Source organism: Ruegeria sp. HKCCD3925 (assembly GCF_057221175.1).
This window is the reverse complement of record NZ_JBWVBI010000010.1, coordinates 111,218-126,997: the sequence shown is the minus strand read 5'-3', so window position 1 is coordinate 126,997 and position 15,780 is coordinate 111,218. Positions and strand designations below refer to the sequence as shown.

General features: G+C 56.8%; 17 protein-coding genes. 11 read left to right on the top strand and 6 right to left on the bottom strand.

Going from position 1 to position 15,780, the window contains the following annotated elements:
- Nucleotides 1-6: 6 nt before the first annotated feature.
- A complete protein-coding gene (locus AC2TEM_RS20450) occupies nt 7-1,608 on the bottom strand; it encodes a BCCT family transporter (protein WP_170394697.1) in 1,602 nt (533 codons plus the stop codon).
- Between the two features lie 268 nt (nt 1,609-1,876).
- Here AC2TEM_RS20450 and AC2TEM_RS20445 point away from each other — a divergent pair, with 268 nt between their 5' ends.
- The 4 genes from AC2TEM_RS20445 to pnp all read left to right on the top strand — a co-directional run bounded on the left by AC2TEM_RS20445 (nt 1,877) and on the right by pnp (nt 5,373).
- On the top strand, nt 1,877-2,230 hold the full coding sequence (locus tag AC2TEM_RS20445; RefSeq protein ID WP_170426150.1) for an ArsR/SmtB family transcription factor: 354 nt from the start codon (nt 1,877-1,879) through the stop codon (nt 2,228-2,230).
- Nucleotides 2,211-2,633 (top strand): SRPBCC family protein, encoded by a 423-nt coding sequence (locus tag AC2TEM_RS20440; RefSeq protein WP_170566946.1) that lies wholly within the window; start codon nt 2,211-2,213, stop codon nt 2,631-2,633. Before AC2TEM_RS20445 ends, AC2TEM_RS20440 begins: the two co-directional genes overlap by 20 nt.
- Nucleotides 2,630-2,998, top strand: coding sequence for a DUF1761 family protein (locus tag AC2TEM_RS20435; protein WP_170513987.1), 369 nt, complete (start codon nt 2,630-2,632; stop codon nt 2,996-2,998). Before AC2TEM_RS20440 ends, AC2TEM_RS20435 begins: the two co-directional genes overlap by 4 nt.
- Before the next feature lie 224 nt (nt 2,999-3,222).
- Nucleotides 3,223-5,373 (top strand): polyribonucleotide nucleotidyltransferase, encoded by a 2,151-nt coding sequence (gene pnp / locus AC2TEM_RS20430; protein WP_170394709.1) that lies wholly within the window; start codon nt 3,223-3,225, stop codon nt 5,371-5,373.
- Between the two features lie 292 nt (nt 5,374-5,665).
- Here the strand turns inward: pnp and AC2TEM_RS20425 are convergent, their stop codons facing one another.
- Both AC2TEM_RS20425 and AC2TEM_RS20420 read right to left on the bottom strand, forming a co-directional pair.
- The gene (locus AC2TEM_RS20425; protein ID WP_170394711.1) at nt 5,666-6,166 is read right to left on the bottom strand and encodes a helix-turn-helix transcriptional regulator; all 501 of its coding nucleotides are present in this window, start codon (nt 6,164-6,166) and stop codon (nt 5,666-5,668) included.
- A gap of 36 nt (nt 6,167-6,202) precedes the next feature.
- Complete coding sequence (locus AC2TEM_RS20420) at nt 6,203-6,742, bottom strand: hypothetical protein (RefSeq protein WP_170408505.1); 540 nt, start codon at nt 6,740-6,742, stop codon at nt 6,203-6,205.
- 250 nt (nt 6,743-6,992) lie between these two features.
- Here AC2TEM_RS20420 and AC2TEM_RS20415 point away from each other — a divergent pair, with 250 nt between their 5' ends.
- Both AC2TEM_RS20415 and AC2TEM_RS20410 read left to right on the top strand, forming a co-directional pair.
- On the top strand, nt 6,993-7,622 hold the full coding sequence (locus tag AC2TEM_RS20415) for a TIGR02466 family protein (RefSeq protein WP_170426142.1): 630 nt from the start codon (nt 6,993-6,995) through the stop codon (nt 7,620-7,622).
- A gap of 315 nt (nt 7,623-7,937) precedes the next feature.
- Nucleotides 7,938-8,933 carry a Hint domain-containing protein gene (locus tag AC2TEM_RS20410; RefSeq protein ID WP_170426140.1) on the top strand — a complete coding sequence of 332 codons (996 nt, stop codon included), beginning with the start codon at nt 7,938-7,940 and terminating at the stop codon, nt 8,931-8,933.
- Nucleotides 8,934-8,972: 39 nt separating this feature from the next.
- On the opposite strand, the gene AC2TEM_RS20405 is transcribed toward AC2TEM_RS20410, so the two are convergent.
- Nucleotides 8,973-9,623 carry a peroxiredoxin gene (locus tag AC2TEM_RS20405; protein WP_170426138.1) on the bottom strand — a complete coding sequence of 217 codons (651 nt, stop codon included), beginning with the start codon at nt 9,621-9,623 and terminating at the stop codon, nt 8,973-8,975.
- Nucleotides 9,624-9,841: 218 nt separating this feature from the next.
- Between AC2TEM_RS20405 and AC2TEM_RS20400 the strand changes: the two genes are divergently transcribed.
- Nucleotides 9,842-11,281: an aldehyde dehydrogenase family protein gene (locus AC2TEM_RS20400; protein ID WP_170426136.1), complete on the top strand. Its 1,440-nt coding sequence runs from the start codon at nt 9,842-9,844 to the stop codon at nt 11,279-11,281.
- Between the two features lie 56 nt (nt 11,282-11,337).
- Here the strand turns inward: AC2TEM_RS20400 and AC2TEM_RS20395 are convergent, their stop codons facing one another.
- Nucleotides 11,338-11,772 (bottom strand): glyoxalase superfamily protein, encoded by a 435-nt coding sequence (locus AC2TEM_RS20395; RefSeq protein ID WP_170426134.1) that lies wholly within the window; start codon nt 11,770-11,772, stop codon nt 11,338-11,340.
- Between the two features lie 175 nt (nt 11,773-11,947).
- Complete coding sequence (locus AC2TEM_RS20390; protein WP_170394731.1) at nt 11,948-12,799, bottom strand: bifunctional helix-turn-helix domain-containing protein/methylated-DNA--[protein]-cysteine S-methyltransferase; 852 nt, start codon at nt 12,797-12,799, stop codon at nt 11,948-11,950.
- A gap of 120 nt (nt 12,800-12,919) precedes the next feature.
- Here AC2TEM_RS20390 and AC2TEM_RS20385 point away from each other — a divergent pair, with 120 nt between their 5' ends.
- From AC2TEM_RS20385 to AC2TEM_RS20370, 4 genes are all read left to right on the top strand, one after another.
- Nucleotides 12,920-13,369 carry a MarR family winged helix-turn-helix transcriptional regulator gene (locus AC2TEM_RS20385; RefSeq protein WP_170426131.1) on the top strand — a complete coding sequence of 150 codons (450 nt, stop codon included), beginning with the start codon at nt 12,920-12,922 and terminating at the stop codon, nt 13,367-13,369.
- A gap of 1 nt (nt 13,370) precedes the next feature.
- The gene (locus AC2TEM_RS20380) at nt 13,371-14,012 is read left to right on the top strand and encodes a cysteine hydrolase family protein (RefSeq protein ID WP_170426129.1); all 642 of its coding nucleotides are present in this window, start codon (nt 13,371-13,373) and stop codon (nt 14,010-14,012) included.
- 96 nt (nt 14,013-14,108) lie between these two features.
- A complete protein-coding gene (nth, locus tag AC2TEM_RS20375; protein ID WP_170426127.1) occupies nt 14,109-14,753 on the top strand; it encodes an endonuclease III in 645 nt (214 codons plus the stop codon).
- Nucleotides 14,750-15,739, top strand: coding sequence for an adenosine kinase (locus AC2TEM_RS20370; RefSeq protein ID WP_170426125.1), 990 nt, complete (start codon nt 14,750-14,752; stop codon nt 15,737-15,739). The genes nth and AC2TEM_RS20370 overlap by 4 nt, the downstream gene beginning before the upstream one ends.
- Nucleotides 15,740-15,780: the final 41 nt, after the last annotated feature.

The window sequence follows — 15,780 nt, the reverse complement described above, 5'->3', positions numbered from 1 at the left end:
TCCCAGTTACATCTTGGCCTTTTCTGATTTAAGCGCCAGCCACAGGCAGTAGCACATGATCAGAACCACCAAGGTAAACGGAATTCCAGTCGACACCGCTGCCCCTTGCAAGGCAGAGAGACCTCCGCCCAGCAGCAGTGCGATTGCGACGAGGCCTTCAAGCGTGCACCAGAACACGCGTTGCACAACCGGTGCGTCCATCTTTCCGCCTGCCGTGATCGTGTCGATCACCAGCGAGCCTGAGTCCGACGATGTGACAAAGAACACAACGATCAGGATCAGAGCGATCGGGGCAATGATGCCGTAAAGCGGCAGCTCTTTCAGGAAGCCGAACAGCGCGCCCTCGGGGGCATAGCTTTCGATCACTGTGGCGCGGACGCCCTCTGCTCCGCCTGCGTTCAGCATGTCGATGGCTGCGCCGCCAAAGGTCGACATCCACAAGGCACATACCGCAGTGGGTGCCAGCAAGGCGCAGATCACGAACTCACGCACCGTACGACCTTTGGAAATGCGGGCGATGAACATGCCCACGAAAGGTGACCACGCAATCCACCAGGCCCAGTAGAAGGTTGTCCAGCCGTGGAAGTAACTGGTGTCTTCCCGACCGAACGGATTGGATAGAGCAGGCAGGTGCGTCACGTAATCCACCATCACGTTGAAGTACCGTGCAATGGCGGTGCCGACACCGGTAACTACAATGACGAAGATGAACAGTCCTACGGCCATGATCATGTTGATCTCACTCAACCGTTTGACACCTGCATCCATGCCCATCAGGACCGAGCCCAGTGCGATCATCGTAATGCCTATGATCAGCAGGACGGTGACGGTGGGGCTGGGTTCGATGCCAAAGACCTCATACAGCCCGGCGGCCACCTGTTGTGCGCCCAAACCCAATGATGTGGTCAGGCCGAAGAGGGTCGCGAATACTGCCAGAGTATCGATGATGTGGCCCCACCAGCCCCAGACGCGCTCGCCCAGGATCGGATAAAAAGCCGAACGCAGGGTCAATGGTAGCCCGAGATTATAGCTGAAGATTGCAAGCGCCAGACCAACGGCCGCATATACCGCCCAGCCTTCGAGACCCCAATGATGGATCGTGCCGACAATGCCGATATATTCGTTACCCGGCACAGCGATATCGATGCCCAGTGGGCGGGCGTTGCCGTCTTCTGCAAAGTTGTAATAGACCGGCTCCATCACGCCGAAGAACAACAGCCCGATGCCGATCCCGGCCGCGAACATCATCGCGATCCATCCGGCGTAGGAATAGTCGGGTTTGGCGTCCTTGCCGCCGATCCGCACCTTGCCCACCGGCAAGATGATCAACACCAGACAGAACAGGGTGATTGCGTCAACCGACAGCACCAGAAACCAGTCAAACGTGCTGGTCAGCCATGGCCGGAGCCAGCCAAAGAACGTGGCTGCGGATTCCTGATTCGCCAGCGCGATCAGGACGAACGCAAAGATCAGGATACTAGAGATCAAAAAGACCGGGTTATGGATGTCCAGACCGAAAGGCCGGACATTGTCCTGTCCAAGCTCATATTCGGTCTCAAAGTCATAAATCCGGGGATCCGGATCCAGCATTTTCTTGGTTTGTGCCATGCGTCTGCCCTTCTGTTCGCTACGTGCAAACGCCAAGGTATTCGACCGGCGGACGGAGGTGATATTCGTATTCCCTTGGCGCGTTTCCGTCGTTTCGACCGCAGGTATGGTGGTTTCAGCCTATACGGATACTAAATTTTCACCAAATATATTCGATTTCGCGAATAGTTAGGCGGTGGGAGCGACCGAATTAGCTTTCAGAGCTGCAAATATCCTGTTATTCAACCAAATGGTTGACTGAAGCAGAAAAGGCATGTAATTCATCCAAATGGTTGAACGAGAGAATCGCTATGACCTAAGCGCTATATTGAAGGCCGCGTCCGACCCAACCCGCCGCGTCATCCTAACGATGCTCGCGCAGCAGGGCCCCTTGCGGGTGACGGATATTGCACGGCAATTCGATATGAGCCTCAACTCGGTGTCCAAGCACATCAAGGTGCTCGAGAATGCCGGGCTGGTGCGGCGTCGGACGGAATGGCGCGAGCATCTGATCGAGGTGCAGATGGCCCCCTTGTCAGCCGTGGATGACTGGTTCGCCGGGCTGCGTTCGATCTGGGCGCTTCGGCTGGACGCCTTGGAAACTGCTTTGGAGGACCCAGAAGATGACGGAACTGTCCCTTGAAATAACCCGCGCCATTCCGCACCCGCCGGAAAAGGTGTTTGATGCTTGGCTAGACCCGGAAATGCTGGCCAAGTTCATGCTGCCCGGTCCCAACATGTCAGTGCCCGAAGCTTATTCTGACGCCAAGGTAGGGGGCCGGTTCAAGATCATCATGCGCGCGCCCGAGGCCGGGGACCTGCCGCATGAGGGCGAATACAAAGTGATCGACCGGCCCAATCGGCTGCAATTCACTTGGAACTCTCCTTACAGTCAGGACGATTCCACCGTGACGCTGGATTTCACTCCAACCGATAAGGGCACGGAATTGCGCCTGCATCACATCCGTTTCCCTTCGCAAGAAAGCCGCAACAATCACGAAGGTGGCTGGACCCGAATCCTTGAGACGCTGGAGGGTGCGCTGTGATCAACTGGCTCGCCCTTGGCGTGGGTGTGATCGCCGCCTTTCTGCTGGGCTGGCTGGTCTACGGACCCGTCGGCTTTCAGAAACGCTGGGCCGAGGGAACACGGATCGACCCCACCCCGCCCGAATCTCCACCCCTGCCGCAGATGGCGGCCCAGATCGTTTTCCTGATCCTGCTAGCCGCTGTGATCGCGGTGACCGAGACCAACAACAGCCTTGGCGTTGCGGTGCTGGCGATCCTCGCAGTGGCTGCTCAGGCCGCATCGGTCGGGGCATGGGCGCAGAAAAGCGGCTTCGCCATCGCAGTCGACACCGGATATGCGCTGGGCTGCGGCGTGGTGATGATATTGGCGCACGCTATCCTTTGATACATCGGCCCCTGCCCAGCTTGGGCGGGGGTTAGGCAATCCCCTGCCCCCCAAAAACTCCCGACTTTCCAAAGCTTGCAAACTGATGTATGGGCCTGTCATCTGAGACGTTGTGCCCTGACCCCGGCACTCGAATGGAAGATAAAGTGGGGTCGGCGGCAATGGGGCCGCCATGCAAACCGGAGACCCGCAGGGGCGGGAGTGCTCCGTTCTAGGATACGCATATGTTTGATGTAACAAAGAAATCGATTCAGTGGGGCGAAGAGACGCTGACACTGGAAACCGGCAAGGTTGCCCGTCAGGCCGACGGCAGCGTGATTGCCACGCTGGGCGAAACCAGCGTGATGGCAAACGTGACCTTTGCCCGTGCTCAAAAGCCCGGTCAGGATTTTTTCCCGCTGACCGTACACTATCAAGAAAAATACTATGCCGCCGGTAAGGTTCCGGGTGGCTTCTTCAAGCGCGAAGCACGCCCGACCGAGAAAGAGACGCTGACCGCGCGTCTGATCGACCGTCCGATCCGCCCGCTGTTTGTTGACGGCTTCAAAAACGAAGTTCTGGTGATGTGCACCGTGCTGTCCCACGATCTGGTCAACGACCCCGACATCGTTGCGATGATCGCGGCATCCGCTGCTCTGACCATTTCCGGCGCGCCGTTCATGGGTCCGATCGCCGGTGCCCGCGTTGGTTTCGAGGATGGCGAATACGTTCTGAACCCGACCGTCGACGACATGCAGGACCTGCGCCTGAACCCTGAACAGCGTCTGGACCTGGTTGTTGCCGGTACCAAAGACGCCGTGATGATGGTGGAATCGGAAGCTTACGAACTGTCCGAGGCGGAAATGCTGGGCGCGGTAAACTTCGCGCATGAGCAAATTCAGCCCGTGATCGACCTGATCATCTCGCTGGCCGAAGAAGCCGCGAAAGAGCCGTTCGAATTCGTCGCCCCCGATTACTCGGAGCTGTCCGCCGCTGTTTCGGCTGCCGGTGAAGAGAAGATGCGCGCCGCGTTCGCGATCACCGACAAGCAAGAGCGCACCGCCGCTGTCGCCGCGGCCCGTGAAGCGATCAAGGAAGCGCTGACCGAAGAGCAACTAGAAGACGGCAATCTCGGTTCCGCTATGAAGAAGCTGGAAGCTGGCATTCTGCGCGGTGACGTCGTCAAAGGCGGCAAGCGTATCGACGGTCGTTCGACCACCGATATCCGTTCGATCGTCGCAGAAACCTCGATGCTGCCGCGTACACACGGTTCTGCCCTTTTCACCCGTGGTGAGACTCAGGCATTGGCCGTGACCACGCTGGGCACCGGTGACGACGAACAGTTCATCGACGCGCTACACGGCAACTTCAAATCGAACTTCCTGCTGCACTACAACTTCCCTCCCTACTCGGTTGGCGAAGTTGGCCGCGTGGGTGGTCCGGGCCGTCGTGAGATCGGCCACGGCAAGCTGGCATGGCGTGCCCTGCAGGCGGTTCTGCCTGCGGCGACCGACTTCCCCTACACGATCCGCATCGTGTCGGAGATCACGGAATCCAACGGCTCCAGCTCAATGGCGTCGGTCTGCGGCGGTTCGCTGTCGATGATGGATGCGGGCGTTCCGCTCAAAGCACCGGTTGCCGGTGTGGCCATGGGTCTGATCCTGGAAGATGACGGCGAATACGCCATCCTGTCGGACATTCTGGGTGACGAAGATCACCTGGGCGACATGGACTTCAAGGTTGCGGGTACCGAAAACGGCATCACCTCGCTGCAGATGGACATCAAGGTTGCGGGCATCACGCCTGAGATCATGGAGAAAGCCCTGGCGCAAGCCAAGGACGGCCGGATGCACATTCTGGGTGAGATGGGCAAAGCCCTGTCCGAAACCAACGAATTCTCGGTCCACGCGCCGCGCATCGAGACCATGAACATCCCCACCGACAAGATCCGCGAAGTGATCGGCTCGGGCGGTAAGGTCATCCGCGAGATCGTCGAGGTTTCGGGCGCCAAGGTTGACATCAATGACGACGGCGTCATCAAGATCGCGTCGCCCGACGGTGAATCGATCAAGAAGGCCTATGAGATGATCCACTCGATCGTGGCTGAGCCGGAAGAAGGCCAGATCTACACCGGTAAAGTGGTCAAGATCGTCGACTTCGGTGCCTTCGTGAACTTCTTTGGCAAGCGCGACGGTCTGGTGCACGTGTCCCAGATCGAAAACCGACGCCTGAACCATCCGTCGGATGTTCTGAAAGAAGGTCAGGAAGTAAAGGTCAAGCTGCTGGGCTTTGACGATCGCGGCAAGGTGCGCCTGTCGATGAAAGTTGTCGATCAGGAAACCGGCGAAGAGATCGTTCCCGAGAAGAAAGAAAAGAAAGAGGAAAGCGCAGAGTAATCTGCCTCTTTTGCAAGAACGAAGGCCCCGGTAATCCGCCGGGGCCTTTTTCTTTGGGCGAATGACGAGTGCCGTAGCGATGCTGTGGAATGTGCCGACCATCTGCTTGCTGGGGTAGGCTTCAATTTTGATGAGGCTACAATTCTGATTGTTGAGTGCATTGCCCTGAAACAGAGCCTCGCAACCACTTATAACGTTGGCTTTACAGGCCCGGGGCATCTACTTGGGCATTCTTTTCTACTCATTGCCGATAAATGAATGAATTTACGACGATATCCGATCGTTTCTTGGTTTATTTCTTTTCTTCGATCAAAAGCTCTTCTATGAGCGCGCCTAACAGTTGCGTCCTCGATTTGACCTTGGCTTTTTTGTAGATTGAATTGTTCTGGGACTTGATTGTTCCCTCGCTGGTCTCGCGCAGTTTAGCTATTTCTGCGAGGGACAGGCCCTTTACGGTGAGAAGTGCAACATCTCGTTCCGCAGCACTAAGGCCCCAACGGTCGAACTGTAGTTCCAGCATTCGAAAAAACTCGCCTTGAGCCTTCCGCAGGTTCTGTTTGACTTCTTGGTGACGTCGCAAAAACAGCCTGTGGCTTTGCCAAATCAAAAGCCCCCCAAGAATAAACCCAAATAGGGTGATGAGAGCCGTGATTTCATGGACCACCCAACTCGCGGAAAAAATGTAGTACCCTGTTATTTCGCCAATCAATTCGATCACAAACGTCAAAGCAGAGATCGCATATACAGCGATCCCCGCTTTGAACATGGCTTCTTTTTTAAACCATTTGTTCAAACCCCAATCTCGCTTGGGCTCAAGTTGGAAGCTGAATTAATCATCGTCGCCTTCGTCATCCCCTTCGCCATCGTCACCTTCACCGTCGCGCTCGCCATCGTCGCCTTCGCTATCGCGTTCGCCGTCATCGCCTTCGCTATCGCGTTCGCCATCGTCGCCTTCGCTATCGCGCTCGCCATCGTCACCTTCGCTGTCGCGCTCGCCATCGTCACCTTCGCTATCGTTTTCCCCATCGCCTTCGTCATCGTCACCTTCGTCATCAAATCCTTCGTCGTCATCTTCGTCGTCATCTTCGTCATCAAAATCTTCGTCGTCATCTTCCTCATCGTCGAACTCATCGTCTCGCTCTGAACGATCCCGAACGATGGTTCCGTCTTTCCCCAGCACCACTTCTCTCTCGATTCCAGGTCCAGTCGCTTCAAAGCGAAGATTCCCAAACAGCGTGTTGGTTATTTCGATTCGTTGGAAACCTTGTTCTGTGAGTTCGTCGATGATGTCTTGCTTGGTGGTTTGCGAAAGCGCCGTGGTGGCCATCAGAACGAAAGTTGATGTCAGACCGATAGTTTTCTTGTTCATGTTCCCATCCTCAAAGGAATTGCCAATTGAACTAAAACATCGGCGCTTTGCGATGGGAATATAACTTAGGTTGGTTAGGCCAGACTTGAACCAAAGAACTATATCCTCAACGGTACTGGGTAATGCGCGCAATGTGCGGGAACGTGGATTTGGAGAGCGCCGAAAAATTTTTCAGGAGCAAATTCCTGAATTTGATCTCGGACCGATCTGAATTTACAGCCATGTAGTTTTTGAAGGTGACACCGAGGATATGCCCGAAGCCAAGAAATTCGAAAAGCTCTTCTCTACTCCAATGATGCGATTTGTGGTGCCTAACAGTGCAGCGCTTAATGCGGCGATTCTGTTTGAGGCCGAAAAGATGCGTGAGGAAGACGAGGGTGCCTCAAAATCCAATCGCGGCGGATGGCACTCAAACGGAAACCTCTTTGATCGCGATACGCCCGCTATTCAGAATTTGCGAGACGCGGCCGAAGATGCGGTGTTTCAAATAACGCGAAAGGTCTCAGACAAGGTTGAACTGGATAAACTTCGCCTGAAACTGTTCGGGTGGATAAACGACAATCCTTCCGGCGGGTACAATGCGCCGCATACTCATCCCGGCGCGCATTGGTCTGGAGTGTACTATGTTTCTCAACCCGAGATCGAAGAAGGTTCGTCTGGAATGATTGAGTTTCTCGACCCTCGAAACGAGTTGCCTCACTGGCGCATACTTCAGGCGAGTGCGTTTCGGAACAAAAAGAAGCTGCGCCCGGCAGCCGGCGAAATGATCCTTTTTCCATCCTATCTGACCCATTGGGTCCACCCAAACCAAAGTAAAGAAAGCCGCGTCACGGTTGCCTTCAACGCAACCTTTCGACGTCCAAAATCGGATCCCAGTTGATCGCCTCGAGATACGCAGCTCTGTGGTATCGAACATCAAGGCAATGTTTCGCCTGGTCAGCGCAGTCAGCGCGGCTTTCAGTTTCCATCAGAAGCTACAATCCTTTGGCAGCGAGACCGCGTTCAACTGACGTATCCGATCCCAACCACCGCCTCGGCGGGCGTGCACACAGTCGATCCAACCATAGCCAATCTGCCTTTTTCGATCAGTGCCGCTTTCGAGCCCTGCGCGTCACGGTAAACGATATGTTAACACTTCTAAGTTGAGTTAGCTCAAAGTTAAGGAAATCCAAATCATCTGGGACGTCGCCGCGCTTTGGCCTCTATCACCATCTTTGAGATCGACGGAGATCCGTTTGGCAACCCCAGTGTGACGGTGACCCAGGGGTTTCAGGTCACCATTACTGATGATGATAATTTTCTCGAAAATCCGGACAACAACGGCAGCCAACAGTTCGATACCCTCCCAATCCCCGGGCTGAGCAACTCCGGCAGCTTTCAGATATTTGAAGGCTACAGCGCGACGGTCGGAGGTGCACCGGTCACCTACACACTGCTGCAATTCTCGGGTACGCAATACATCGTTGTGACCTCGGGAAACGTTGCTGTTAATGATGTACTGACAGGCAACTCACTGGCCCAGAGTACTGCACCTGCGGTCGAATATGATAACCTTCCCAGCTTTGTCTGCTTTACTTCGGGGTCACATATTCTGACACCGTCGGGCCAGCGTCTGATCGAAGAAGTAAAAGCAGGCGATCATGTGATCACCGCAGATGGCACCGGTCGGGCCGTGCGCTGGGTGGGTCGGCGACGGCTGAGTGAGGCGGATCTGAGACAGACCCCTAAGCATTGCCCGATCCGGATCAGTGCGGGCAGTCTTGGGCCGCAGACACCATCGCGAGATCTGCTGCTGTCACCTCAGCATCGGGTTGTCGTGTCCTCACCTGCATTGGAATTGCATCATAGTCACCCGCTGATGTTGGCGACGGCCAAGTCTCTGCTCAACGGCAAGTCTATCACGCAAGTACCGCCAAGCGGGGGCGTCGAGTACATTCACATTCTATTCGACCAGCATGAGCTGGTGAATGTCGAAGGATTGTGGTCGGAATCGTTTTATCCCGGCGGATATACGCTGGACGCGATGAGCAGTGCAGTGAAGGAGGAACTATTCGAGCTGTTCCCTGAGCTTCATTCCGATACAGGCGGCTATGGTGATACGGTGCTGCCGGTTCTGAAACCGTACGAAGTGCAGATGCTGCGCCCGGAGCTATCTGCCCCTTGCGGCGCAACCTCGGCGTTTGCGCATTAGAAGAAGGCGGGGGCTTTCGCCCCCTGCCCGTTGATCCGATTACGACGGCGCTTTGGTTTTGCGCAGATAGGGGAAGATCGTCTCGAACTCGCCGAACTTCTCTTTTGCCTCATCGTTGGAGACCGCAGGTGGAATGATCACATCCTCACCCGGCACCCAATTTGCGGGGGTTGCCACGCCCTTGGCGCTCATCTGCAGGCCATCCAGCGCACGTAGAATCTCGGCAAAGTTGCGGCCCACGGTCATCGGGTAGGTCATGGACAGTTTCAACTGCTTATCGGGTCCGATGATAAAGACAGAGCGTACAGTTGCGCTGTCGGCAGGCGTGCGGCCGTCGGGCATATAGGCCTCGGCCGGCAGCATGTCGAAGGCTTTGGAAACAGCCAGACCGTCATCGGCGATGATCGGGAAGCCGGGGTTGGCGTTTCCATAGGCCTCGATATCTTTTTTCCACTTCTTATGATCTTCGACACCATCGACCGACACGCCGATCACTTTGGTGTTCCGCGCCGCCCATTCATCGTTCAGCTGCGCAACTGCCGAAAACTCGGTCGTGCAAACAGGAGTGAAGTCCTTGGGGTGTGAGAACAGGATGGCCCAGCTATCGCCAATCCAGTCATGAAACTGGACGGTGCCCTGATCTGTCTCTGCGGTGAAATTCGGGACCGTATCATTGATGCGCAAACCCATTGGGAAACTCCTTTCCTGTGAAAAATCGCGAGTCGATTGCTGCCAACCTAATCACTTTGCGCAGAGGTTAAACCATTCATGTTGCGCTGTCAGAAGATTCAGTAGGTAGATAATTTGATCAAATTATGTTTTACCCTTGCCCGACACCCGGGTGGGTGACAGAGTGCGAATGAAAACCGACCGTTCGGTCGATTGATTCCTGATCCGGAGGATGAGCCATGATCGAAAAACGCGATTTCTATATCAACGGCAAATGGGTCGCCCCATCAGAGCCGAATGATTTCGAAGTGATCGACCCGTCGACCGAAGAACCATGCGCGGTGATCTCGCTAGGGTCAGAGGCTGACACTAACGCAGCGGTCGCCGCGGCCAAAGCTGCTCTGCCTGGTTGGATGGCAACCCCGGTGGACGAGCGCATCGCTTTGGTCGAGAAACTGGTCGATATTTACGCCATCCGCTCAGAGGATCTGGCCCAGGCGATGTCGATGGAGATGGGTGCACCGATCGATATGGCGCGCAGCCAGCAATCGGGCGCGGGGATCTATCACCTGAAAAACTTCATCCGTGCCGCCAAGGCGTTCCAATTCGAACGTCCGTTGGGCGATCATGCGCCGAATGACCGGATCATCTATGAAGCGGTGGGTGTGGCAGCCCTGATCACCCCATGGAATTGGCCGATGAATCAGGTCACGCTCAAGGTCGGCGCGGCGGCGATTGCGGGCTGCACGATGGTGCTGAAACCGTCCGAGCAAAGCCCGCTGAACGCGATGATCTTTGCTGAGATGATGGATGAGGCTGGCTTCCCGGCTGGTGTTTTCAACCTGGTAAATGGCGATGGCGTGGGCGTGGGCTCTCAGCTCTCGGGGCACGCAGATGTTGATATGGTCAGCTTCACCGGTTCGACCCGCGCGGGCACGGCGATTTCCAAGAATGCGGCGGATACACTGAAGAAAGTGCATCTGGAACTGGGCGGCAAAGGGGCCAATGTGGTCTTCGCCGATGCCGACGAAAAGGCGGTGAAACGCGGCGTCCTGCACATGATGAACAACACCGGTCAAAGCTGTAACGCGCCCAGCCGGATGCTGGTGCAGCGTCCGATCTATGATCAGGCGGTTGAGACAGCCGCCGAAGTGGCAAACAAGGTCACCGTCGGCAGTGCCACCGAGGAAGGCCGACATATCGGACCGGTGGTGAACGAAGTGCAGTGGACCAAAATTCAGGACCTGATCCAGAAAGGAATTGATGACGGCGCGCGTCTGGTGGCCGGCGGTACCGGTCGCCCTGAAGGACTGAACAAGGGCTACTATGTGCGTCCTACGGTCTTTGCAGATGCCAACAACCAGATGACCATCGCGCGCGAGGAGATTTTTGGCCCGGTTCTGACCATGATCCCCTTCGATACCGAAGAAGAAGCCATCGAGATTGCCAATGACACACCTTACGGGCTGACCAATTATGTTCAGACCCAAGACGGTGCACGCGCCAACCGAATGGCTCGCGTCTTGCGGTCGGGCATGGTTGAGATGAACGGCCAGTCGCGCAGCGCTGGGTCCCCGTTTGGTGGGATGAAACAGTCCGGCAATGGCCGCGAAGGCGGGGTTTGGGGCTTGGAGGACTTCCTTGAAGTCAAAGCCGTTGGCGGTTGGGCCGCCGAATAACCCGGTTTTGGTGGTATCAAAATGTGAGGCACCCTAAGGGTGCCTCGCTTTGTTTCTTAGGCAGGTCGGACGATAAGCTGCGGCTCTCCGTCCGACGTGTGACGGGTGGATCGACCATCCCAGCCAATCTCACCTGTCACCCGCTGGCGAAGGGACGAAAAACTGTCGAACCGGACCACATCTACGGGCACGTCGAACTGAAGGGTCACCCGGCGATGTCCGCCATCCCCAATCATGGTCAGACCGCGGATTTCGGCGGTGAAGGGCTGACCCAGATATCGGCCCTCAACCCGGTCACCAACGCGCAGCTGCACTCGATTTCCTGCCATCGCGTGCAACGTGTTCCAATCCCGCGCACCGAGTTGATGCGCCAACAGTTCCAGCGCCTCGCTATGTGATAGCTTCACTCCGGCGTCCTGCAGGCGTTTGCGCAGGCGTTTTGCCTGCTCTTTCAGCTCCGCAACCGGAGCGATGTTCTGAATATGTGTCATGGTGTGCCTCGTTTCCTGAAACGGGCGCGAAATCTGGACGGGGTTCGCATTGCCATCCGCGCGCCTGGAAAGGGCAACAGATGTGATTCAATCGGGTTTCACCAAAGCCTAAGGCCGCGAACGGCAGGGTACCCGAACCTGCCGTGCATATGGCAACGACGCGCCAGAATGTCAATCAGGCGTCGGCCTGCGCCGCCTCATAGGCCAGCATGGCGCGCTTGACGGGCAGTCCCCAGTGGTAGCCACCCAGGCCGCCCGATTTGCGTAGGGCACGGTGGCAGGGGATCAGCCAACTGACCGGGTTGCGCCCAACTGCGGTGCCCACGGCGCGCACCGCTTGGGGTGAGCCGACCCGCTGCGCGATCTCGGAATAGGTGGTGACCTGCCCCGAAGGGATGTGCATCAGCGCTTCCCATACCTTGATCTGCAGTGGTGAGCCGATCAGGTAGAGTGGGGTCGGCTCCAACCGGTCGCTGGCCGCACCGAAGGCGCTGAGCACCCAAGGCCGCAGGCGCATCGGGTCCTCGACAAAATCAGCATTGGGCCAACGAGAGATCATGTCTTCCATCGCCGCCTCCTCGCCTGTCTCGGCCCCAAAGGCGATTCCACAGATTCCCTTGTCAGTTCCCATAACCAGCGCAGGGCCAAAGGGGCATTCGAACCAGCCCCAGTAGATCGTGAGACCTGCGCCTTTGCGGGCATATTCACCGGGGCTCATGGATTCCCATTTCAGGAACAGGTCATGAAGCCGCCCACTGCCGGACAGCCCCACATTATGAGCGGTTTCCAGCGTGGTGAAACGCTCGTGCAACAGAGCTTTGGCATGGCCAAGGGTCAGGTATTGCTGGTATCGCTTCGGAGAGACCCCGGTCCAGCGTGAGAACAGACGCTGAAAATGGGCAGGGCTCATATCCATCTGGCGAGCCAACTCATCAAGACTGAGACTCTCTCCGCCTTGATCGATCAATTCGATCGCGCGCCGCATGACGTTATAATGATATCCGCTTTCTGCTGTCTGGACGTTCATCGGTCACCTCATCAGTTACAGGAACAGTAACTTGCCCCTGTCGATCTTGCGACCCGGAACCTGCGCTTTATCTTGTCAACTGAGTTGACGAATCAAATCGATTTCTCCTACCATTCAGGTATGGGACACAGGTTGGATCAGCTTTATCAGGCAGTTCAGGCCACCCGGCCTTTGCTGCGGAACATCACGGCAGCGGTTGAGCAGGGCAGCCAGCGCAAAGGCGTGACCGTCGGGCAACGTGCCCTTTTGGAAGGTCTGTCGCTATCTCCCGGCGCGACAGCCCCGTTGCTGTGCGCCGAGTTGCAGCTGAAACGACAATATGTCTCGCGCATCTTAAAAGAGCTGATGGGCGCACAGCTGATCGAAAGCCAGCCCAATCCCAAACGTGCAGGCACCTACTGCTACCGGCTGAGCCCTGCGGGCGAAGAGACGATCACGGCAATCAGAGCGGATGAGATGGCCAAGCTGACACGCTTTGCACAGGATTTTTCTGCGTCAGAGCTTGTCGCCTATCACAAGGTTCAGCTGGCCCTGACCCGCTATTTCGCAGAACTCGCCAAGGAGGCCTGACATGACCGTCCTTTGGATAATGGCGGCAAGCATCATGATCGCCGTGTTGTACATCCTCTTGCAAATCCGAAAGATTGGCACTCCGACAACCGGAGCCAAAATAGACCTGGCATCGCGGCCTGAAACGGCGCTGCTGGTGATCGATATGCAAACAGATTTTACCTCGATACCCACCTGGGATGACGCACAAATTGAGGGTGCCTTGTCGACGATCCGGTCAACGACGGACAGCGCCCGCCAGTCTGACTGGTCCGTGATTGCCATCCGTCATGAATTCAAGGGACGGCTGGCGAACTTGCTGAACGGGTGGTTCAATCAGGGGCGCGGCAACGCAGGTTCCGACGGAGTTGGGTTGGATCCGCGTCTTGCGCTGAATCCCGATGCCGAGTTTGTAAAATCCGTAGGTGACGCCTTTTCTTCGCCGGGCTTTGAACGGTTCCTGCAAGACAAACGGATCGGAACGCTGGTTCTGACAGGGTTGGACGGGTGTCATTGCGTGAATAAGACCGCGCAGGGCGCGCTCAATCGAGGATACCGGGTTCAGATCAATTCGGCAGCCGTTCTGGCGGCTGATCCGAACCGGTGGCAGGGGATCAGGGATCAACTTGCAACGGCGGGGGTGGATTTCCGACTGCAGAAGTGAGGCATAGGGATAAATCGACCAAGACCCGCGCCTAGGCAAAACCAAAACGCACCTTTTCAATTGCGACCGCTTGTCTGGCAGGGCATTAAGGCTCGGATGGCCAAACAACTCGGATACCACAAGATCCGCGAGATCTTTACGCGTTTTCACGACGCCGACCCTGAACCCAAGGGCGAGTTGGAGCATGTAAACGTCTATACTCTGGTCGTTGCCGTCGCACTGTCAGCGCAGGCGACCGATGCCGGCGTCAACAAGGCTACGCGCGCGCTATTCAAGATCGCCGACACGCCGCAGAAGATGCTGGATCTGGGCGAAGAAGGTCTGATCGAACACATCAAGACCATCGGCCTGTTCCGCCAGAAGGCCAAGAACGTAATCAAGCTGAGTCGCATTCTGGTCGAAGACTATGGCGGTGAGGTGCCCAACTCCCGCGCGGCGCTTCAATCGCTACCGGGTGTGGGGCGCAAGACAGCCAATGTTGTCCTAAACATGTGGTGGCGATATCCGGCGCAGGCCGTGGACACGCATATCTTTCGCGTCGGCAACCGCACCGGCATCTGCCCGGGCAAGAATGTGGACGCCGTCGAACGCGCCATCGAAGACAACATACCGACCGACTTTCAGCTGCATGCGCATCACTGGCTGATCCTGCATGGCCGCTATCACTGCAAGGCACGCAAACCGCAGTGCCCTACCTGTATCATCCGCGATCTCTGCGAATTTGAGGACAAAACCGAATGAAAACCTACCAACTGACCGGCATCGGAAACGCCGTTGTGGACGTGATTTCCCAAGCCGATGACAGTTTCCTTGAGCTGATGGGCATCGAAAAGGGCATCATGCAGCTGATCGAACAGGAGCGCGGCGAGGTACTGTATGCCTCTATGGAAGGCCGGGTACAGACGCCGGGCGGCTCGGTTGCCAACACCATCGCGGGTGCGGGTGCACTGGGTCTGGATTCGGCGTTTATCGGGCGGGTGCATGATGATGCGCTGGGGCGGTTCTATGCGGATGCGATGAACGAAGACGGGGTGGATTTCGTGAACCCGCCGGTGCCGGGGGGCGAGCTGCCGACCTCGCGTTCAATGATCTTTGTCTCACCAGATGGCGAGCGGTCGATGAACACCTATCTGGGTATTTCGTCCGAGCTGTCTTCTCGGGATGTCTCGGAAGACGTCGCGGGCAACAGCCAGATCATGTTCCTCGAGGGCTATCTGTTCGACAAGGAAAAGGGCAAGGCGGCATTCCTGGAGGCCGCGCGCAACTGCCACAAGGGTGGCGGCAAGGCGGGCATCGCCATTTCTGACCCGTTCTGTGTAGAACGGCACCGGGTCGATTTCCTGCTGCTGATCGAGAATGAGCTGGATTTTGTAATCGGCAACGAGGCCGAAATCAAATCGCTGTTCGAAACCGACGATCTTGAGGAGGCGCTGGCCAAAACCGCCGAGATTTGCCCTCTGGTCGTCTGCACCCGGTCTGGCGACGGGGTGACCGTTCTGAACGGCGACGCGCGCATCGACGTACCAGTTGAAAAGATCGTCCCCGTGGACGCGACCGGCGCGGGCGATCAATTCGCCGCCGGGTTCCTTTATGGCATGGCAACAGGCCGCGATTACGAGACCTGTGCGCGGATCGGCAATGTCTGTGCCCGCGAGGTGATCAGCCATATCGGCCCGCGCCCTGAGGCGAACATGCAGGAGTTGCTGCAGGCTGAGGGATTGCTCTGATCCCGCGAAACGCAACGTAACGCTGGTGCGTCACATTTCGG

Coding starts and splice junctions, on each gene's coding strand:
- AC2TEM_RS20420 (WP_170408505.1), bottom strand. CDS start 6,742: ATGAACAAGAAAACTATCGGTCTGACATCAACTTTCGTTCTGATGGCC.
- AC2TEM_RS20445 (WP_170426150.1), top strand. CDS start 1,877: ATGGTTGAACGAGAGAATCGCTATGACCTAAGCGCTATATTGAAGGCC.
- AC2TEM_RS20380 (WP_170426129.1), top strand. CDS start 13,371: ATGACCGTCCTTTGGATAATGGCGGCAAGCATCATGATCGCCGTGTTG.
- pnp (WP_170394709.1), top strand. CDS start 3,223: ATGTTTGATGTAACAAAGAAATCGATTCAGTGGGGCGAAGAGACGCTG.
- nth (WP_170426127.1), top strand. CDS start 14,109: ATGGCCAAACAACTCGGATACCACAAGATCCGCGAGATCTTTACGCGT.
- AC2TEM_RS20390 (WP_170394731.1), bottom strand. CDS start 12,799: ATGAACGTCCAGACAGCAGAAAGCGGATATCATTATAACGTCATGCGG.
- AC2TEM_RS20370 (WP_170426125.1), top strand. CDS start 14,750: ATGAAAACCTACCAACTGACCGGCATCGGAAACGCCGTTGTGGACGTG.
- AC2TEM_RS20415 (WP_170426142.1), top strand. CDS start 6,993: ATGCCCGAAGCCAAGAAATTCGAAAAGCTCTTCTCTACTCCAATGATG.
- AC2TEM_RS20395 (WP_170426134.1), bottom strand. CDS start 11,772: ATGACACATATTCAGAACATCGCTCCGGTTGCGGAGCTGAAAGAGCAG.
- AC2TEM_RS20450 (WP_170394697.1), bottom strand. CDS start 1,608: ATGGCACAAACCAAGAAAATGCTGGATCCGGATCCCCGGATTTATGAC.
- AC2TEM_RS20385 (WP_170426131.1), top strand. CDS start 12,920: ATGGGACACAGGTTGGATCAGCTTTATCAGGCAGTTCAGGCCACCCGG.
- AC2TEM_RS20405 (WP_170426138.1), bottom strand. CDS start 9,623: ATGGGTTTGCGCATCAATGATACGGTCCCGAATTTCACCGCAGAGACA.
- AC2TEM_RS20400 (WP_170426136.1), top strand. CDS start 9,842: ATGATCGAAAAACGCGATTTCTATATCAACGGCAAATGGGTCGCCCCA.
- AC2TEM_RS20440 (WP_170566946.1), top strand. CDS start 2,211: ATGACGGAACTGTCCCTTGAAATAACCCGCGCCATTCCGCACCCGCCG.